The sequence below is a fragment of the Vibrio sp. MarTm2 genome, assembly GCF_027587055.1.
Lineage (GTDB): Bacteria > Pseudomonadota > Gammaproteobacteria > Enterobacterales > Vibrionaceae > Vibrio > Vibrio sinaloensis_D.
Genome location: NZ_JAPPTK010000011.1, coordinates 106,249 through 125,761, shown reverse-complemented (window position 1 = coordinate 125,761; position 19,513 = coordinate 106,249). Strand labels below are relative to the sequence as shown.

25 protein-coding genes are annotated in these 19,513 nt (G+C 47.0%); 2 read left to right on the top strand and 23 right to left on the bottom strand.

The window, feature by feature from the left end; all coding sequences use genetic code 11:
* Positions 1-9 precede the first annotated feature (9 nt).
* The 23 genes from rplE to kefG all read right to left on the bottom strand — a co-directional run bounded on the left by rplE (position 10) and on the right by kefG (position 16,950).
* Positions 10-549, bottom strand: a complete 540-nt coding sequence (gene rplE / locus OH458_RS18015; protein WP_038139307.1) for a 50S ribosomal protein L5 — start codon at positions 547-549, stop codon at positions 10-12.
* 24 nt (positions 550-573) lie between these two features.
* Positions 574-891 (bottom strand): 50S ribosomal protein L24, encoded by a 318-nt coding sequence (gene rplX / locus OH458_RS18010; protein WP_005476984.1) that lies wholly within the window; start codon positions 889-891, stop codon positions 574-576.
* Positions 892-903: 12 nt separating this feature from the next.
* Positions 904-1,275 carry a 50S ribosomal protein L14 gene (gene rplN, locus OH458_RS18005; RefSeq protein WP_004410450.1) on the bottom strand — a complete coding sequence of 124 codons (372 nt, stop codon included), beginning with the start codon at positions 1,273-1,275 and terminating at the stop codon, positions 904-906.
* Between the two features lie 166 nt (positions 1,276-1,441).
* Positions 1,442-1,696: a 30S ribosomal protein S17 gene (gene rpsQ / locus OH458_RS18000; protein WP_008072333.1), complete on the bottom strand. Its 255-nt coding sequence runs from the start codon at positions 1,694-1,696 to the stop codon at positions 1,442-1,444.
* On the bottom strand, positions 1,696-1,887 hold the full coding sequence (gene rpmC, locus OH458_RS17995) for a 50S ribosomal protein L29 (protein WP_004410456.1): 192 nt from the start codon (positions 1,885-1,887) through the stop codon (positions 1,696-1,698). The genes rpsQ and rpmC overlap by 1 nt, the downstream gene beginning before the upstream one ends.
* Complete coding sequence (rplP, locus tag OH458_RS17990; RefSeq protein WP_005379577.1) at positions 1,887-2,297, bottom strand: 50S ribosomal protein L16; 411 nt, start codon at positions 2,295-2,297, stop codon at positions 1,887-1,889. The genes rpmC and rplP overlap by 1 nt, the downstream gene beginning before the upstream one ends.
* An 11-nt stretch (positions 2,298-2,308) precedes the next feature.
* The gene (rpsC, locus tag OH458_RS17985; RefSeq protein ID WP_005471060.1) at positions 2,309-3,007 is read right to left on the bottom strand and encodes a 30S ribosomal protein S3; all 699 of its coding nucleotides are present in this window, start codon (positions 3,005-3,007) and stop codon (positions 2,309-2,311) included.
* A gap of 19 nt (positions 3,008-3,026) precedes the next feature.
* Positions 3,027-3,359 (bottom strand): 50S ribosomal protein L22, encoded by a 333-nt coding sequence (gene rplV, locus OH458_RS17980; RefSeq protein WP_004410462.1) that lies wholly within the window; start codon positions 3,357-3,359, stop codon positions 3,027-3,029.
* 10 nt (positions 3,360-3,369) lie between these two features.
* The gene (gene rpsS, locus OH458_RS17975) at positions 3,370-3,648 is read right to left on the bottom strand and encodes a 30S ribosomal protein S19 (RefSeq protein ID WP_004745876.1); all 279 of its coding nucleotides are present in this window, start codon (positions 3,646-3,648) and stop codon (positions 3,370-3,372) included.
* A gap of 21 nt (positions 3,649-3,669) precedes the next feature.
* Entirely contained in the window at positions 3,670-4,494 is an 825-nt protein-coding gene (gene rplB / locus OH458_RS17970; RefSeq protein ID WP_038139298.1) for a 50S ribosomal protein L2, read from the bottom strand.
* Positions 4,495-4,510: 16 nt separating this feature from the next.
* Positions 4,511-4,813 (bottom strand): 50S ribosomal protein L23, encoded by a 303-nt coding sequence (gene rplW / locus OH458_RS17965; RefSeq protein ID WP_004398471.1) that lies wholly within the window; start codon positions 4,811-4,813, stop codon positions 4,511-4,513.
* Positions 4,810-5,412 (bottom strand): 50S ribosomal protein L4, encoded by a 603-nt coding sequence (gene rplD, locus OH458_RS17960; RefSeq protein ID WP_005435074.1) that lies wholly within the window; start codon positions 5,410-5,412, stop codon positions 4,810-4,812. The genes rplW and rplD overlap by 4 nt, the downstream gene beginning before the upstream one ends.
* A 17-nt stretch (positions 5,413-5,429) precedes the next feature.
* Positions 5,430-6,059, bottom strand: a complete 630-nt coding sequence (gene rplC / locus OH458_RS17955; protein ID WP_005470867.1) for a 50S ribosomal protein L3 — start codon at positions 6,057-6,059, stop codon at positions 5,430-5,432.
* 14 nt (positions 6,060-6,073) lie between these two features.
* On the bottom strand, positions 6,074-6,385 hold the full coding sequence (gene rpsJ / locus OH458_RS17950) for a 30S ribosomal protein S10 (RefSeq protein WP_004410492.1): 312 nt from the start codon (positions 6,383-6,385) through the stop codon (positions 6,074-6,076).
* 430 nt (positions 6,386-6,815) lie between these two features.
* On the bottom strand, positions 6,816-7,553 hold the full coding sequence (gene rlmB / locus OH458_RS17945; RefSeq protein WP_269979337.1) for a 23S rRNA (guanosine(2251)-2'-O)-methyltransferase RlmB: 738 nt from the start codon (positions 7,551-7,553) through the stop codon (positions 6,816-6,818).
* 24 nt (positions 7,554-7,577) lie between these two features.
* On the bottom strand, positions 7,578-10,037 hold the full coding sequence (gene rnr, locus OH458_RS17940) for a ribonuclease R (protein WP_269979336.1): 2,460 nt from the start codon (positions 10,035-10,037) through the stop codon (positions 7,578-7,580).
* A gap of 238 nt (positions 10,038-10,275) precedes the next feature.
* Complete coding sequence (gene motX / locus OH458_RS17935) at positions 10,276-10,914, bottom strand: flagellar protein MotX (protein ID WP_269979335.1); 639 nt, start codon at positions 10,912-10,914, stop codon at positions 10,276-10,278.
* Positions 10,915-11,165: 251 nt separating this feature from the next.
* Positions 11,166-12,482 carry an adenylosuccinate synthase gene (locus OH458_RS17930; protein ID WP_269979334.1) on the bottom strand — a complete coding sequence of 439 codons (1,317 nt, stop codon included), beginning with the start codon at positions 12,480-12,482 and terminating at the stop codon, positions 11,166-11,168.
* 171 nt (positions 12,483-12,653) lie between these two features.
* Positions 12,654-13,595, bottom strand: a complete 942-nt coding sequence (locus OH458_RS17925) for an isoaspartyl peptidase/L-asparaginase family protein (protein ID WP_269979333.1) — start codon at positions 13,593-13,595, stop codon at positions 12,654-12,656.
* Positions 13,596-13,692: 97 nt separating this feature from the next.
* Positions 13,693-14,274, bottom strand: coding sequence for a peptidylprolyl isomerase (slyD, locus tag OH458_RS17920; RefSeq protein WP_038139279.1), 582 nt, complete (start codon positions 14,272-14,274; stop codon positions 13,693-13,695).
* Between the two features lie 93 nt (positions 14,275-14,367).
* A complete protein-coding gene (locus tag OH458_RS17915) occupies positions 14,368-14,562 on the bottom strand; it encodes a YheV family putative zinc ribbon protein (protein ID WP_038139277.1) in 195 nt (64 codons plus the stop codon).
* Between the two features lie 17 nt (positions 14,563-14,579).
* Entirely contained in the window at positions 14,580-16,376 is a 1,797-nt protein-coding gene (kefB, locus tag OH458_RS17910) for a glutathione-regulated potassium-efflux system protein KefB (RefSeq protein ID WP_269979332.1), read from the bottom strand.
* Entirely contained in the window at positions 16,366-16,950 is a 585-nt protein-coding gene (gene kefG / locus OH458_RS17905; RefSeq protein WP_269979331.1) for a glutathione-regulated potassium-efflux system ancillary protein KefG, read from the bottom strand. Before kefG ends, kefB begins: the two co-directional genes overlap by 11 nt.
* A 157-nt stretch (positions 16,951-17,107) precedes the next feature.
* On the opposite strand from kefG, the gene OH458_RS17900 reads away from it, so the two are divergent.
* Together OH458_RS17900 and OH458_RS17895 are read left to right on the top strand one after the other, a co-directional pair.
* Positions 17,108-19,030 (top strand): ABC transporter ATP-binding protein, encoded by a 1,923-nt coding sequence (locus OH458_RS17900; protein ID WP_269979330.1) that lies wholly within the window; start codon positions 17,108-17,110, stop codon positions 19,028-19,030.
* Positions 19,027-19,506, top strand: a complete 480-nt coding sequence (locus OH458_RS17895; protein ID WP_005471127.1) for a TIGR02444 family protein — start codon at positions 19,027-19,029, stop codon at positions 19,504-19,506. Before OH458_RS17900 ends, OH458_RS17895 begins: the two co-directional genes overlap by 4 nt.
* The last annotated feature ends 7 nt before the right edge of the window (positions 19,507-19,513 follow it).

The window sequence follows — 19,513 nt, the reverse complement described above, 5'->3', positions numbered from 1 at the left end:
CCCTTCACCTTACTTACGGAATGGGAAGTTAAAGGCAGCCAGCAGAGCACGGCCTTCCTCATCAGTACCAGCAGACGTCGTAATAGTGATGTCTAGACCGCGTACTTTATCAACTTTATCAAAGTCGATTTCCGGGAAGATGATTTGCTCGCGAACGCCCATGCTGTAGTTACCGCGTCCGTCAAAAGACTTAGCGCTAACACCACGGAAGTCACGTACTCGTGGAAGAGCGATGTTAATCAAACGCTCAAGAAAATCCCACATACGTTCGCCACGCAAGGTTACTTTACAACCGATAGGGTAGCCTTCACGGATTTTGAAACCAGCAACAGATTTGCGAGCTTTAGTGATAAGTGGCTTTTGACCAGAGATCGTTGCCATATCAGCAGCTGCGTTTTCTAGCAGTTTCTTATCGTTGATTGCTTCACCAACACCCATGTTTAGGGTGATTTTCTCGATTCTAGGGACTTGCATGACGCTTGTGTAGCTGAACTCTTTGGTCAGTTCAGCGACTACAGACGACTTGTAGTAATCATGCAGTTTCGCCATAGTAGAACTCCAAATTACTTTCTATTAGTTAGAAACAGTTTCGCCGTTAGACTTGAAGAAACGAACTTTCTTGCCATCTTCAAAACGGAAACCGATACGGTCAGCTTTACCAGTAGCTGCGTTGAAAAGCGCCACGTTAGAAACGTCAATAGCTGCTTCCTGCTCAACGATACCGCCTTGGATACCTAGAGCTGGAACAGGTTTTTGGTGTTTCTTAACTAGGTTGATACCTTCAACGATAACTTTACCAGTTGCTAGAACCTTAGTTACTTTACCTTTCTTGCCTTTATCTTTACCAGCAAGAACGATTACTTCGTCATTACGACGGATTTTAGCTGCCATCTTACGTGCTCCTTACAGAACTTCTGGAGCCAGTGAAACGATCTTCATGAACTTATCGCCACGAAGTTCGCGTGTCACAGGACCAAAGATACGTGTACCGATTGGTTGCTCAGTGTTGTCGTTCAACAATACGCAAGCATTACGGTCGAAGCGAATGACAGAACCGTCTGGACGACGTACGCCTTTACGGGTGCGAACTACCACCGCCTTCAGAACGTCACCTTTCTTAACTTTACCGCGAGGAATTGCTTCCTTAACAGTAACTTTGATGACGTCACCGATATGTGCATAACGGCGGTGAGAGCCACCCAGAACCTTAATACACATTACGCTGCGAGCGCCTGAGTTATCAGCTGCGTCCAGCATACTTTGCATTTGGATCATGTTAGTGCTCCGCTAAATATATAAAAAAACTAGACCCTCACGGGTCGGGCTGCCTCTTTAAAAGGGACGCGAATTGTACCACCCTTTTTTTCAATTGGGTAGTCAAAAAATAAACGGCCCCAAAAATATTTTTGGAGCCGTTTAGTTTCATAGAATTAGCTAAAGATTAACCTTTCGCTTTTTCTAGAACTTTTACCAAAGTCCAAGACTTAGTCTTAGACATTGGACGACACTCTGCGATTTCAACGCTGTCGCCTAGGCCACATTCGTTGTTCTCGTCATGTGCGTGTACTTTAGTCGTGCGCTTTACGTATTTACCGTAAATTGGGTGCTTAACCATGCGCTCGATAGCAACTACGATAGACTTGTCCATCTTGTCGCTAACAACACGACCTTGTTGAGTACGTTTTACTTCGCTCATTATGCGCCTGCCTTCTCAGTCAAAACAGTTTTCACACGTGCGATATCACGGCGTACAGCTTTCAGAGTATGAGTTTGCTGTAGCTGACCAGTTGCAGCTTGCATGCGCAAGTTGAACTGTTCGCGTAGCAAATTCAATAGCTCAGCGTTAAGCTCTTCAACGCTTTTCTCGCGTAGATCTTGTGCTTTCATCACATCACCTGCTTAGTTACAAATGTAGTCTTGAATGGCAGTTTACGAGCCGCTAGGCGGAACGCTTCACGTGCCAATTCTTCAGGTACACCACCCATTTCGTACATAACCTTACCAGGTTGGATTTGGGCTACCCAGTACTCAACGTTACCTTTACCCTTACCTTGACGAACTTCTAGTGGTTTTTCTGTGATAGGCTTGTCTGGGAATACACGAATCCAGATTTTACCTTGACGCTTAACGTGACGTGTCATTGCACGACGTGCCGCTTCGATTTGACGAGCAGTTAGACGACCACGGCCAACAGCTTTAAGACCGAATTCGCCGAAGCTTACATCAGTACCCTTAGCTAGACCACGGTTACGACCTGTCTGAACCTTACGGAACTTAGTACGTTTAGGTTGTAGCATCTGTCGACTCCTTACTTACGGCCTTTACGCTGCTTCTTAGGCTTGTCGCCTTTAGGCTCTACAGCGTTAGCTGCTGGCATACCGCCTAGAATCTCACCTTTGAAGATCCAAACTTTAATGCCGATCACACCGTATTGAGTGTGAGCCGAAGAAGTTGCGTAATCAATGTCAGCACGAAGAGTGTGTAGAGGCACACGGCCTTCACGGTACCACTCAGAACGTGCAATTTCAGCGCCGCCTAGACGACCGCTTACTTCTACTTTGATACCTTTAGCGCCTAGACGCATAGCGTTTTGTACCGCGCGCTTCATAGCACGACGGAACATAACACGACGCTCTAGCTGAGACGCGATGCTATCACCTACAAGCTGTGCATCTAGCTCAGGCTTACGTACTTCAGCGATGTTGATTTGCGCTGGTACACCTGCGATTTTAGCTACAGCTGCGCGAAGTTTTTCTACGTCTTCACCTTTCTTACCGATTACTACGCCAGGACGAGCAGTGTGAATAGTCACACGGATGCTCTTAGCTGGACGCTCGATAACGATGCGTGATAGTGACGCTTTTTTCAGTTCACTTGTAAGGAACTGACGTACCTTGAAGTCGCCGTCTAGGTTGTCAGCGAAATCTTTGGTGTTAGCAAACCATGTAGCATTCCAAGGCTTAACGATGCCTAGACGAATACCATTAGGATGTACTTTTTGACCCATTGCTTACTCTCCTAGTCTCTTAGCGATCTGCTACAACAACAGTGATGTGGCTTGAACGCTTCAAGATACGATCCGCACGACCTTTAGCACGAGGCATAATACGCTTCATGATCGGGCCTTCATCTACGAAGATTTTTGCGACATTTAGATCGTCAATATCTGCGCCTTCGTTATGCTCCGCGTTAGCGATAGCTGACTCAAGAACTTTCTTGATTAGCTCAGCAGCTTTTTTGTTGCTGAACGTTAGAATTTCTAGAGCCTGGTCTACAGATTTACCACGAATTTGATCCGCAACTAAGCGAGCTTTCTGAGGCGAAATGCGAGCAAAGTTATGTTTAGCTAGTGCTTCCATCATCTACTCCTTAACGCTTCTTCGCTTTCTTATCCACGACGTGGCCGCGGTAAGTACGAGTTGGTGCAAATTCACCCAGTTTGTGACCGATCATTTCTTCAGTAACGAAAACTGGTACGTGCTGACGACCATTATGGACAGCGATGGTCAAACCGATCATCGTAGGGATGATCATTGAACGACGGGACCAAGTCTTAATAGGCTTTTTGTCTCCGCTTTCCACCGCTTTCTCTACCTTCTTCAGCAAGTGTAGGTCAATAAATGGACCTTTCTTGAGAGAACGTGGCATGGCGATTCCTCTTTATATAGATTACTTGTTACGACGACGTACGATGTACTTGTCAGTGCGTTTGTTCTTACGAGTCTTGAAGCCTTTAGTTGGCTGACCCCATGGTGAAACTGGGTGACGGCCACCAGAAGTACGACCTTCACCACCACCGTGTGGGTGGTCTACTGGGTTCATTACCACACCGCGAACGGTTGGACGAACACCGCGCCAGCGGTTAGCACCAGCTTTACCAAGTTCACGTAGCATGTGCTCAGAGTTACCAACTTCACCGATTGTTGCACGGCCTTCAGAAAGTACTTTGCGCATTTCACCAGAACGTAGACGGATAGTTACGTATGCACCGTCGCGAGCAACGATTTGAGCATAAGCACCAGCCGAACGAGCTAGCTGACCACCTTTACCAGGTTTTAGTTCAACGTTGTGTACAGTTGAACCTACTGGGATGTTACGCATTGGTAGAGCGTTACCAGCTTTGATTGGTGCATCAACACCAGACTGGATAGCATCACCAGCTTGAACACCTTTAGGTGCTAGGATGTAACGACGCTCACCGTCTGCGTACAGAACTAGAGCGATGTTAGCGCTACGGTTTGGATCGTATTCTAGACGCTCAACTTTCGCTGGGATACCGTCTTTAGTACGTTTGAAGTCAATTACACGGTAGTGGTGCTTGTGACCACCGCCGATGTGACGTACTGTGATACGACCGTTGTTGTTACGACCACCGTTCTTAGAGTTTTTCTCTAGAAGAGGTGCGTATGGCTTGCCCTTGTGTAGGTCAGCGTTAACAACTTTAACAACGTGACGACGACCAGGGGAAGTCGGCTTACATTTAACAATAGCCATTGTTCAACTACTCCTGTTATTCCGCGCCGCCAACAAAGTCAAGATCTTGACCTTCTTTCAAAGTAACGTACGCTTTCTTAACGTCGCTGCGGCGACCTTGGCGTAGACCTTGACGTTTGGTCTTACCCTTAGTGATAAGAGTATTTACAGACTTAACTTCAACTTCAAAAAGCTTCTCTACAGCAGCTTTGATCTCTTTCTTAGTTGCATCTTTTGCTACTTTGAAAACGATAGTGTTCGCTTTCTCAGCTGCCATAGTTGCTTTTTCAGAGATGTGCGGTGCACGTAGAACTTTTAGGATACGCTCTTCAGTGATCATGCTAGCATCTCCTCAACTTGCTTAACTGCTTCGGCAGTCATTACAACTTTGTCGAACGCGATTAGTGAAACTGGGTCGATACCAGCAACGTCACGTGCGTCAACTTTGTATAGGTTACGAGCAGCTAGGAATAGATTCTCATCTACTTCGCTAGTCACGATTAGAGCGTCAGTTAGCTCAAGCTCTTTAAGCTTAGCAACTAGCTCTTTAGTCTTTGGCGCTTCAACTGAGAAGTTATCAACAACGATTAGACGCTCTTGACGAACTAGCTCAGAAAGAATGCTCTTCATAGCACCACGGTACATTTTTTTGTTTACTTTTTGGCTGTGATCTTGTGGTTTCGCAGCAAAAGTAACACCACCTGTACGCCAGATTGGGCTACGGATTGTACCAGCGCGTGCGCGACCAGTACCTTTTTGACGCCATGGCTTAGCGCCACCGCCAGATACTTCTGAACGTGTTTTCTGAGCACGTGTACCTTGACGAGCACCTGCTGCAAATGCAACAACTACTTGGTGTACAAGAGCTTCGTTAAACTCACGTCCGAAAGTAGTTTCGGAAACAGTTAGTGCATCAGCACCTTTAACCATTAGTTCCATTACTTACTCCTGAGACGTTATGCTTTAACAGCTGGTTTAACGATCACGTTTCCGCCAGTTGCGCCTGGGACTGCACCTTTGATAAGAAGCAGGTTGCGCTCAGCGTCAACACGTACGATCTCTAGGTTTTGAGTCGTTACACGCTCAGCACCCATGTGACCTGCCATTTTCTTGCCTTTAAATACGCGACCTGGAGTCTGACATTGACCGATAGAACCAGGAGCACGGTGAGACAATGAGTTACCGTGAGTAGCATCTTGAGTGCGGAAGTTCCAACGCTTAACAGCGCCTTGGAAACCTTTACCTTTAGAAGTACCAGTAACGTCTACTTTCTTAGTTTCGTTGAATAGTTCAACTGTTAGCTCAGCGCCAACTGCGAACTCTTCACCGTTTTCCAAACGGAATTCCCAAAGACCACGACCAGCTTCAACACCAGCTTTAGCAAAGTGACCTGCTTCTGGCTTTGATACGCGGTTAGCTTTCTTAGCACCAGTAGTAACCTGGATTGCTGCGTAGCCATCTGTCTCAAGAGTTTTCACTTGAGAAACACGGTTAGCTTCAACCTCAACAACAGTTACTGGGATAGAAACGCCTTCTTCAGTAAATACGCGGGTCATGCCCACTTTACGACCGATTAGACCAATCATTCTTCTAATCTCCCTTAACCTAGGCTAATTTGAACGTCAACGCCCGCAGCAAGGTCTAGACGCATTAGAGCATCAACAGTTTTGTCTGTTGGCTCAACGATGTCGATTAGACGCTTGTGAGTACGGATTTCGTACTGGTCACGTGCTTTCTTGTTAACGTGTGGAGAGATAAGAACTGTGAAACGCTCTTTACGAGTAGGTAGTGGGATTGGACCACGAACCTGTGCGCCAGTGCGCTTAGCTGTTTCAACGATTTCCGCTGTAGAAGCGTCGATTAGTTTGTAATCGAAAGCTTTTAGGCGGATACGGATACGTTGGTTCTGCATGAGACAGAGCTCCAATATTAAAAATTACACAAACAATATCGCCACTCAGACTCGTCAAGACGAGAGAATGCCGATTGATTTATGTGAAACCGTAGCATCCAAGATTAGGACGCATTGTCAGTTAATTTTCGATTAACTATCCCTACATACCAGAGTCACCTCTGGGGATAGTTTTTCCGAAGAAAAGATAGCTAATTGTATTAACCGCGAACATAAGCTGAGTCTACATTACCCGATAAATCGGCTCCTCGGCGCTCATTGGTTCACAACTGGCTTAACCAGTGCGACGCATTATACAGATCACAGTTTCACATGCAAGCCCTGTTTGAAAAATAAACGAGAAAGATGCCAAGGAGGTTTTAGCTGCGCATTGATCAAAAAAAAGAGCAGACTGAATCAACAATCTGCTCTTTAGGATTATGCCAATAGCTTAAGCTAAACGCTGACGCACTGCCTCAAATAAACATACCCCAGATGCTACTGAAACATTAAGGCTAGATACGCTACCTGCCATCGGGATCTTGATTAAGTCATCACAGGTTTCACGGGTTAGACGGCGCATACCATCTCCTTCAGCGCCCATTACAATAGCCAAAGAGCCTGTTAGTTTAGCTTGGTATATATCCTGAGTTGCTTCACCAGCAGTGCCGACAAACCAAATGCCCTGTTCTTGAAGTGCTCGCATGGTGCGCGCTAGGTTAGTCACGCGAACTAGTGGTACCGTTTCAGCCGCACCACATGCCACTTTACTCACTGTTGCCGTAATATTCGCTGACTTATCTTTTGGTACGATTACCGCAGCAACACCTGCAGCATCCGCATTACGTAAACAAGCACCAAGGTTATGTGGATCTGTTACGCCATCAAGAACCAACAAAAGTGGTGACTCATGTTTAGCAAGAATATCGTCTAAGTCGTTTTCGTTAAGCTGCTTGGCCGGTTTCACGCGCGCCATAATGCCTTGGTGGTTTGCACCACGTGCTTTGTCGTCGAGTGTCTTGCGCGTCATTTGCTGAATCGACACTCCACACTCTTGCAGTTCATTCAAAATCGGCATCAGGCGGTCATCTTGACGACCTTTCAGCACAAACGCTTCAATAAAGCGCTCAGGTTCACGCTCTAGTACCGCTTTGACGGCGTGAATTCCGTAAATAAATTCGTTACTCATTTAAAAACCTGTTGGGTTAATTACTTACTGTGCCGCTTTCTTCGTGCGCTTAGTTTTCTTCGGCTTAGCACCTGGCTTTTTCTTGCGAGCCTTGGTGACCTTCGGCTTCTTGCCTGATTTAGACTCCGCACGCTCTGGCCGTTTCGTCGGCTCTACATCAGGGCTCGCTTTACGTCCAGCTCCATCTTTGGTTGCTGCGCGTTTCTTCTCTTTGGCTTTTCGCTTTGCCTCTGCCGCGCGCTTTTTAGCCGTCTTTCCTTCGCCGCGTAGCTTACGACTTGTTTCGACCAATTCAAAGTCAATTTGACGATCATCTAAATTGACTGAAAGCACTTTAACTTTAACCGCATCCCCTAAACGATAAATCGCGCCAAAACTTTCACCGATAAGTCTTTGACCAATCGGATCAAATTGATAATAGTCATTCGCGAGCGCTGATATATGGACTAAACCATCAATGTGCAAATCAGTTAAACGAACAAAGAAGCCGAAACCAGTCACATTGGCAATCACACCATCCAGCTCTTCACCGACATGATCCTGCATGTATTCACATTTGAGCCAATCCGAGACTTCACGAGTCGCATCATCAGCGCGGCGTTCGGTCATCGAACATTGCTCACCGTAGAAGTCCATATCATCAAACGAGTAATGGTATCCACCTGTTGGCGTCCAGCGGTCTTTCAGGGTGCCATTTTCTTTGGCAATCAGATATTTGATTGCTCGATGTAACAGCAAGTCTGGATAACGGCGAATTGGCGAAGTAAAGTGCGCATATCGCTTTAACGCCAAACCAAAGTGTCCACAGTTATCTGCGTTATAGACCGCTTGCTTCATCGAACGTAGCAACATAGTTTGAATCAGTTCTTTATCTTGGCGCTCAGCAATCTGTCTTACCAGATCGGCGTAGTCTGTTGGTGACGGTTCTAAACCACCATTTAGATGCAGACCTAACTCGCCTAAGAAATCACGGAAGCCCTGCAAACGTAATTCACCCGGAGATTCGTGAATACGGTAGAGTGCTGGCTCTTTCGCTTTCTCAACCAATGAAGCCGAGGCGATATTGGCCAGAATCATACACTCTTCGATGATCTTGTGTGCATCGTTACGAATCACAGGCTCGATACTGTCAATCTTGCGTTCCGCATTAAAAATAAACTTAGTCTCGACCGTTTCAAACTCGATCGCACCGCGATTGTCACGTGCATGCTTGAGTACCTTGTACATACTATGCAGTTCTTCAAGATGCGGTACCAGCTTGTGATAACGCATTCTAAGCTCTTCATCCCCTTCCAAGATGTCGTGCACCTTGTTGTAGGTCAGACGCGCGTGCGAGTTCATCACCGCTTCGTAGTGCTTGTAGCCTGAGAGTTTACCGGTGTCAGAGATGGTCATCTCACAGACCATACATAACCTATCAACTTGCGGATTGAGTGAACATAGTCCGTTGGAAAGCACCTCTGGTAACATTGGTACAACTTGAGATGGGAAGTAAACCGAGTTACCGCGATTGATCGCTTCTTTATCGAGTGCACTGTCAGGGCGAACATAATAGCTAACATCCGCGATAGCTACCCACAAACGCCAACCACCACTTTTCTTCTTCTCACAGAAAACGGCATCATCGAAGTCACGCGCATCTTCACCATCGATAGTGACTAACGGTAAATCGCGAAGATCGACACGCCCTACTTTCGCCTCTTCCGGAACCTCTTCTCCCAAGCCTTCAATTTGCTTGTTAACAGCTTCTGGCCACTCATGGGGAATCTGATGAGTACGAATTGCGATCTGCGTTTCCATCCCAGGCGCCATGTTCTCACCCAACACTTCCACTACTTTGCCCATCATGCCGCGAGAACGGGAGCCGCGATCGGTAATCTCAATCACGACGACATTGCCCATACGAGCACCCGCTCTGAGATCATTTGGAATTAGGATGTCTTGGCTGATACGTGAATCATCAGGGACTACGTATGAGTAGCCATACTCAAGAAAGAAACGCCCCACAATCTGGGTTGCTCGTTCTTCGAGAACACGAACGAGTCGCCCTTCCTTTCGTCCTCGCTTAGAGTTGTCCGTCGGTTGCACCAGTACGTAATCACCATGAATGATATTCTTCATCTGATGATGGGGCAGCACAATGTCATTATCTTTACCAACACTGCCTTCTGGACGGACCCAACCGTGGCCATCTTTGTGACCAATCACATAGCCTTTTACCATTTCCAACTTCTCAGGCAGGGCATAGCATTGACGACGTGTGAACACGAGCTGACCGTCGCGCTCCATTGCGCGAAGACGACGACGCAAACCTTCATAGTGATCTTCACCAGACAATTTCAACGCCTCAAACAGGTCGTTGCGATTCATCGGAACACCGGCTTGGCTTAAGAATTCAAGAATGTACTCACGGCTTGGGATCGGATTTTCATAATTCTCCGATTCACGAGCTGCAAAAGGGTCATTATGGGTATTGTCTGACATAGGAAGGCCTGCTATCAATTGGAGGACTCTTTAAGTATATCTAAATCTTACGGTTACCTACAGCACAAGAACTGGCTGCATCCCAATTAATGACTAAATCTGGGCAGATAGCCAACCTCTACTAAGCTTATGGATCAACGCGAAGATTGTTTTGCCTATCAAAGAGACAAAAACGCCCCGGCATTGCGGGGCGTTTTGTTTGAATTCATTGGTGAGTGCAGCTACCAAGGGTTCAGAGTTACCAGAAGGTGTCGCGCTTTTTCGCTCTCACAATGATATTTTCTGGCATACGGCGTTCTAAGCCTTGGCGCAGAATTGAAATGCGTTTGTGCGTGCGCTGATCTGCAGTGACGGAATTATACAGCCAACGATAAGCATCTTCGTAGTCCAACGGACTGCCATAATCACGCAGCAATAATTCAGCAAGGTGAATGCGAGCATTTAAGTTGCCCATGGCTGCCGCTTCACGCAGATAGGGGATCGCACGTTCTTTGTCTTGTTGCACTAAAGTGCCTCTAGAATAGTAACGACCTAGCTGCTCAAGCGCGGCAGGTAACCCTTGATGGGCCGCATTTTCCATATAATAAAGGCCAAGCTCAACATCCTGATCGACACACACGCCCCATGCCAACATGTCTCCATACAGGAACTCATAGGAAGGTAAGCTAATACGTGTAGCACGCGCAACGATATCTTCCACCAACTGGCAACTGTCCGCTTTGACACGCTCTAGATGTTGATTGTTGTTTATCAGTTTAATCAGTTCTGCTTCGGTATATATAGGTACCGGCTCACCAATTTCAGGCAATTCATTCGCCTGAACTGCCGAGATACTCAAAGCCAATACCATCGAAGCCGCTAAATTTCTTAGCTTCATTGTCTGCACTCTTCACTTCGATCGTGTGTGCTACGGTTTCACTTCGACGAGAAGCCAAAACGATAACACCCGTTTTGCCACAGATGCGGCAAGCTTGATAGTTATATCGGCAATGGGTGCTAACTCTTTAATCAAAATTGCCGCTATCAGGCAAATTGTTGCCATTCACAACCGATAGATCAAGAGAAAATGGTCATAAAAAAACCAGCACCGGAGTGCTGGTTTTATAATTCACTGATAGCAATCAGAAATTAAGCTTGGTATGGGTGAACCTTAATGATGGTTTCATTACGGTCAGGGCCAGTAGAAATAATATCAACTGGGATACCCGTTAGCTCTTCGATACGCTTGATGTAATCTAGAGCCGCTTGCGGCAGTGCGTCTAGAGTCTTAGCACCGAATGTGGTTTCAGACCAACCAGGCATTGTTTCGTAGATTGGCGTTGCTTCTTCAAAAGACTCAGCAGCCATTGGCGAAACTTCTAGGATAGAGCCATCTTTCATCTTGTAACCAGTACAGATCTTGATCTCTTTTAGGCCATCAAGAACGTCTAGTTTCGTTAGACACATACCTGTTAGAGAGTTGATTTGGATTGCGCGGCGCATTGCTACTGCATCAAACCAACCTGTACGACGTAGACGACCTGTTGTTGCACCAAACTCGTGACCAACAGTACCTAGGTGTTTACCGATTGGGTCTTGCTTGTCTTGACCGTCGTAAAGCTCAGTTGGGAATGGACCTGAACCAACTCGAGTACAGTACGCCTTAGTAATACCAAGAATGTAACCGATGTGACGAGGGCCAAAACCAGAACCTGCAGCAACACCACCAGCAGTCGTGTTAGAAGAAGTTACGTATGGGTAAGTACCGTGGTCGATATCTAGTAGCGTACCTTGAGCACCTTCGAACATGATCTTGTCGCCGCGCTTACGTGCTGCATCTAGTTCGTCAGTTACGTCCATAACCATTGAGGTTAGTAGGTCTGCGTAACCCATGCACTGCTCAAGAACTTCATCGTAGCTTACTGTTTCAGCTTTGTAGAAGTGCTCTAGTTGGAAGTTATGGAACTCCATGACTTCTTTTAGTTTCTCAGCGAACATTTCTTTATCGAAAAGGTCGCCCACGCGTAGACCGCGACGAGCTACTTTATCTTCGTAAGCTGGACCGATACCACGACCCGTTGTACCAATCGCTTTCGCACCACGAGCGACTTCACGCGCGTTGTCGATAGCAATATGGTAAGGAAGAATTAGAGGACAAGCTTCAGAAACGAAAAGACGCTCACGCACTGGGATACCGCGCTCTTCTAGAGGCTTCATTTCTTTAAGAAGTGCTTCAGGCGAGAGTACAACGCCGTTACCGATAACACATTTTACGTTATCGCGTAGGATGCCTGATGGAATTAAGTGAAGAACGGTTTTTTCACCGTCAATTACAAGAGTGTGACCAGCATTGTGACCGCCTTGGTAGCGAACCACATACTTTGCATCTTCAGTTAAAAGGTCAACGATTTTACCTTTACCTTCGTCACCCCATTGGGTGCCCAGAACGACTACGTTATTTCCCATCTTTCCAGTATCTGTTGCTAGTTAAAAATGGATTCTAGCACTGAATCACATTTCTTGCAGTCATTTTTTAATCATCCATGCGTAATACTGATTAAACGAAGCCATGTTTAAAACAACTGCGATTTATATCAATCATTTAGTGATTTCCTGACGAAACACCACCGCCAGAGGTTACTCATCGGCGTAGATTTTTACGCTCAGTTTCCCGTCTCTATCGATACCCGCACGATACATCCCTGAACTGTTCATTGAAAAATGCAGATTACCTTGCGCATCCACCGCTATCAGACCGCCTTCTCCGCCCATCTGTTTCAATTCCCCTTGGATAATGGTTTCACAGGCGGTGTGTACATCTTCTTTGAGATAGCGCATTCGAGCAGCGACGTCCCCGGCAACCATTTTACGAATGAAGAATTCACCCATACCAGTGGTTGAAACGGCCACATTGCCGTTCTCTGCAAAGGTACCAGCACCAATAATCGAAGAGTCGCCGACGCGACCATATTTCTTATTAGTCACGCCCCCTGTGCTGGTTGCTGCCGCTAAGTTCCCTTTTTGATCCAAAGCCACGGCGCCGACCGTGCCGTACTTTTTATCATCGGGGTATTTAGATTCTGAGAGCGCAAATAGACCTTTCTCTTTCATCGAGAGTAATTGCCCATAGCGGCGATCAGTAAAGAAGTAATCCTGCTCGGTAAATGAGTAGCCCTGCTCAAACGCGAACTCTTCAGCCCCGTCACCAATCAGTAGTACGTGGTTGCTTTTCTGCATCACATCACGAGCAAGCTCAATCGGGTTTTTAATATGGCGCACCCCAGCCACTGCGCCAGCTTCGGCCTTAGCTCCGTGCATGACGGAGGCATCCATCTCAACCATTTCTTTATGAGTGAGGACCGAACCTTTGCCAGCATTAAAGTTAGGAGAATCTTCGAGCACCTTGACCGCAGCAACAACCGCATCAAGTGCATCACCAGATTGAAGAAGAATCTCATGCCCTGCGCGAACGGACCGCTCGAGATCAGCGAGGATCGCAGCCTTGAGTTCATCGCTCATTTGCTCACGTAGAATGGTTCCGGCTCCGCCATGAACGGCGATTGAGAAAGGCTTAGTCATTGGTTGGGCTCCTTCAATCTAACGACCTTACTGGGACAAAAAAGGCGCTCCCCGTTTTACAGGAAACGCCTCTTGTTACTCGCTAATCATCTATGGATTAGTGAGAACCGCAGCTACCGCCACCGCAGCAACCGTCTTTTTTCTCTTCACCGTGGTCATGACCTTCGCCACCACAACAACCACCTTCGTGATCGTGGTCGTGACCACAACCACCAGCTTGATGAACATGGCCGTGTTCGATCTCTTCTGCTGTTGCTTCGCGTAGAGCGACAACTTCAACATCAAACGTCAGTGTTTGACCTGCTAGCATGTGGTTACCATCAACCACAACTTCATCACCGTCAACTTCTGTAACTTCAACAGGGATTGGACCTTGGTCAGTATCCGCTAGGAAACGCATACCCACTTCGATTTGCTCAACACCTTGGAAAACATCGGCAGGAACGCGTTGTACTAATGCGTCATTGTGCTCACCGTACGCTTCTTCTGGAGAAACAGTAACAGAGAACTTCGCGCCCGCTTCCTTACCTTCTAGTGCAGTTTCAAGACCAGTGATTAGGTTGTTGTTGCCGTGTAGGTAATCTAGAGGCGCGTCAGTTGTAGACTGATCAACAACAACACCGTCTTCTAGCTTTACTTGGTAAGCAAGACTTACTACTACGTTCTTTTCGATTTTCATATTGGCTCCAAGGAGGATAAAGGACCACAGCTAACCCTATGGTCAGCAAACTTTCTACTGGGGTTATTATGGGGATGATTCAGAGAAACTCAATCAATCCGGCTTAAAAATCCCGATCATTTCTTCGCCGCTGTGCTTGGTCGTTTCCATGGACTCGGGTTTTCTTTGATCTTGGTGACCACACTCGACACACTCAACCAGTTCGATATTATTTTCTATCCACCAACGTAATGTGTCTTGTTCTGAACACTTCGGGCAGTTGGCGCCTGCGATAAATCTTTTTTTCATGTTACAACTCTATTGGATTAATCCCAGAAGTTCTTCGCTTGTTGATCGCTTTCCATTTCACGACCAAAAATCTCTTCCAGTTCTTTACGGGCTTCTTTGGCTCTTAAGGCCAATTGCTTATCATCTTGATGCTGAGGGAGGAGCTCTTTGAGCATCGCATTATCAAGTTTCCTAAAATGGGCTTCTGCTCGTTTGGCTTGATACGGATGCATTCCCAACTCAACCAATGCCTGACGACCTAGATCGAGTGCACCAAGGAAGGTCTCACGAGAATAGCTTTCAACACCATGACTCAGCAATTGATAAGCTTCTACGCGACTGCGTGCTCGAGCGAGCAAACGTAGCTTAGGAAAATGCGTCTGACAGAGTTCTACGATCTTCATGATCTCATCCGGTGAGTCGGTACAAATGACCATGGCTTCGGCTTTGTCTGCACCAGCAGCTCGCAATAAATCGAGCTGAGTGGCGTCACCGTAGTAAACTTTGTAGCCATACTTTCTCAGCAACTGAATTTGGCTAGCATCACTTTCCAGCACCGTCACTTTGATCTTGTTGGCGTACATTAGCCGGCCAATGATTTGACCAAAACGACCAAAGCCCGCAATGATGACTCGCGGCTGCTTATTGATAACATCGCTAGCCAATGTTGCTTCTGTTTCTGCGTTCAGTCCTCTCGCATACCATTTGTTCTGCGCCATCAGTAATAGAGGGGTGGTGACCATAGATAAGCTGACCACAACGAGCAAGAAAGCCGTCTGCTCTTGGTTAAGTAACCCTTCGGCACTCGCAGCGGTAAAGATAACGAAGGCGAACTCACCACCTTGGCTTAAAATCGCCGCCATTTTACTGCGCGATTTTGCACGGCTACCATAAAGACGCGCTAAGAAATAAAGAATCGCCCCTTTCACCGCAACCAAGCTAAATACCGCCACAAGGACAGCAAATGGTTCTAACGCAAGCAACCCTAAGTTGACCGCCATACCCACGGCAATAAAGAAGAGTCCAAGCAGCAAACCTTTAAACGGTTCTATCGCGATTTCTAACTCATGACGATACTCGCTTTCCGCAAGTAACACACCAGCAAGAAAGGTTCCTAGCGCCATAGATAAACCAAGCTGCTTCATGATTAGAGCAATGCCTATCACCAGCAAGAGTGCCGCGACAGTAAACAATTCACGCACGCCACTAATCACGACATAACGGAACAATGGTCGCAGCAAGAAGTGACCACCGACCAACAGCCCGCCTACGCCAGCAAACATCCACAGCGCATCCCACGCATTGCCTGCCGTATTTCCGGCAAGTAAGGGTAAAACCGCCAACATGGGAATCACAGCGATATCTTGGAATAGCAATACTGCAAAACCCGATTGACCTGCTTCTTTGCCTGCTAACCCTTGCTCTTCAATCACTTTCAAAGCAATGGCTGTCGAGGAAAGCGCCAATCCCATTCCAATCACCAAACTGGTTTGCCAACTGGTTCCCGCTAAAAAAGCAACGCTAGATATCACACAAGTTGTGATGACCACTTGCGCGCCGCCTAAACCGAGAATCGGTCCTTTCATTTGTAACAGCTTTTTCGGATTCAGCTCCAAGCCGATCAGAAAGAGCAGCAAGACGACACCAAACTCAGCGAAGTGGAGAATCGCTTCAACGTCGCTGATCAAGCCTAACCCCCAAGGGCCGATCGCTACACCTGCGAGAAGGTAACCCAATACCGAGCCAAGCCCCATACGTTGAGCAAGAGGTACCGCCACCACCGCTGCGGTCAAGAAGATCACACTACTTTGGAGGAAATCACTTTCAAGCGCCATGCTCGCCTCCTAATTCTTCTGGGTAAGCATACAAGGGGTCATTCAACCATTGTCGATACGCTTCAGCGTGTTGGTAGCGCTCCATTTCGGAGACATTTCTTGCCCAGTAAAGCACTAAAGGTTCAATCCAATGCATTTGACACAATGCTGCAGTGAGCTCAAAAGGTTGAAGTATCTCTGATAAAGGATAGCGGTTGTAGCCACCTTTACTAAACGCTTCCTCTTGGCCTCCCGTCGTAATCACACTGCGCCAATATTTGCCCTTCAACGCCTCTCCCTTACCAAAGGCGAACCCTTTACCGAGAACTCGGTCTAGCCACTCTTTCAGCAACGCCGGGCAAGAGTACATATAAAGAGGGTGATGAAACACGATCACATCATGTTCGATAAGTCGTTGGTGTTCCGCGGCGACATCGATAAAAAAATCGGGATAGTGCGCATAAAGATCATGCACGGTGACATGCTCAAGTGATTTAATCTTCTTGAGCATCATTTGGTTGGCCACTGACGACTGTGACTCAGGGTGGGCATACAGCACCAAAACTTTGGGCTTTTGCGTGGCTAAACTCTGCATTCCTTGGACAGCAATCCTTGTGTTTCGAATGTATTCTATTGTTTTTATAGGTTATCAGTTTGTTATACGTGGTTAGCGCAAATAACGCAATAATCGACTTTTAATCTTATTCCCCCTACTATTCGACGCAATACGAGCAAAGATAAAGCAAACAACTATGATCACCTTCTCTGGCATACAGCTACTACGTGGCGGAAAACCCCTTCTTGAGCAAGCTTCGGCAACCATTCATCCCGGCGACAAAGTGGGCCTTGTCGGTAAAAATGGCAGCGGTAAGTCGACGCTTTTTGCATTAATCAAAGACGAGCTGTCTATTGATGCGGGTAACTTCAGCAAACCGGCTCATTGGGAACTAGCATGGGTCGCTCAAGAAACTCCTGCTCTCGAGCGTAGCGCCATTGAGTACGTAATCGATGGTGATCGTGAATATCGAAAGCTAGAAGCCGATCTTGCACAGGCGGAGCAACAAGACAAAGGGACGCTAGTTGCCGAAATCCACGGCCAAATTGAAACCATCGGTGGTTACAGTATCCGCGCTCGTGCGGCGGAATTATTGGATGGTTTAGGCTTTAGCCAAGAGCAAATGAGCTGGAACTTAACTCAGTTCTCGGGGGGCTGGCGTATGCGCTTGAACCTAGCTCAAGCTCTGCTTTGCCGCTCAGACTTGTTGCTTCTTGATGAACCAACCAACCACTTGGACTTAGATGCCGTGATGTGGCTAGAACGCTGGCTACAAAATTACCCGGGGACACTCGTGCTTATCTCGCACGACCGAGACTTTCTCGATCCTATTGTCGGTCGTGTCATTCACGTCGAGAATCAGTTGCTGAACGAGTACACCGGCAACTACTCATCATTTGAAGAACAGCGCGCTCAGAAGCTTATCTTGCAACAAGCGCAATTTGAGAAGCAACAAAAGCAGATGTCGCACATGCAAAGCTACATCGACCGCTTCCGCTACAAAGCCTCGAAAGCTCGCCAAGCACAGAGCCGAATTAAAGCCTTAGAGAAAATGGAGAAGGTTCTGCCTGCGCAGCTCGATAACCCATTCAGCTTCCAGTTTCGCGATCCAGATGCGCTGCCAAACCCTATCATCATGATGGATGAGGTATCAGCAGGCTATGGTGATAATCTTATCTTAGAAAAAATTCGCCTCAACCTCGTACCCGGCAGTCGCATTGGTCTACTTGGTCGTAATGGCGCGGGTAAATCAACGCTGATTAAGTTGCTTTCTCGAGAACTCAATCCTCAAGGGGGTGACTTAACCTATTCACAAGGCGTGAAGATTGGCTACTTTGCTCAGCATCAACTAGAAACGCTTCACCCAGAAGAAACACCGTTGCAGCACATGATGCAGATTGCACCTGACAAGAATGAGCTCGAACTACGCAATTATCTCGGCAGTTTTGGCTTCCAAGGTGATAAAGCGCTAGAAAAAGTCGCGCCGTTTTCCGGTGGCGAAAAAGCACGTCTGGTGCTGGCATTAATCGTATGGCAAAAGCCGAACTTGCTGCTGCTCGATGAACCAACAAACCACCTAGATTTGGATATGCGTCAAGCGCTAACTATGGCTCTACAAACCTTTGAGGGAGCGATGGTGATTGTCTCGCACGACCGCTACCTATTGCGCGCGACCACCGATGATCTTTACCTGGTTCATGATCGCCAAGTCGCCCCATTTGATGGCGATTTGAACGACTACTACAAATGGCTAACAGAGCAACAAAAAGCGGAGCGACGTGAAGCCCAAGCTCAGCAACCAGAGAAAACGAGTGCGAACAGCGCGGCGGCCAAAAAAGACCAGAAACGCCGTGAAGCTGAATTTCGCAAGCAAACCGCGCCAATTCGCAAAAACCTGACAAAGTTAGAAGAAAAAATGGATAAGTTGGGTGAATCGTTAGCGGAAGCGGAAACGCAATTATCCGATAACTCACTTTATGAAGCCGAAAATAAAGCTAAACTTAATCAAGTACTCGCCATTCAAGCCAACAGCAAAGCCGAGCTTGAAGATGTTGAAATGGAATGGATGGCTCTCCAAGAAGAGCTAGAACAGATGGAGCAGGAGTTCAGTAGCCAATGAGTTCAGAGCACGCACAAATTTCTTTAACACTTGAGCGCTTGTGGCAATTTAGCTTGCAGTACTACAGTGTGCGAGAAGTAAAAGAGGCGTGCTTAGCTCTGCAAAATCAGTTTAAAGGTAACGTCAATTTATTACTGCTGCTCAAATGGCTCGACGAACAACAGGTCTGTTTTGGTGAGCAAGATTGGCATCGTGTTGAGGAGTGTCTCGGGCGCTCCGAAGCCCTGCTCCTCAATTTCCGTGAGTTAAGGCGAAAGCTAAAAAGCCAAGTGCCAGACACTGTCTATCGAGAATCGCTCCAATTCGAACTGCAACTCGAAAAACAGCAGCAATCTGATCTGGTTGATTGCATTAACAGTATTCAATTGGAAAAGAATCTCGGCGAGCCACTTACGCTTCGGTATTGCCGCCAACTTGGTGGCGAGCGCCTCTATTCAGCCTTCGCTGAGCCCATTGATAACATCGCCAACCTATAGAGACTGT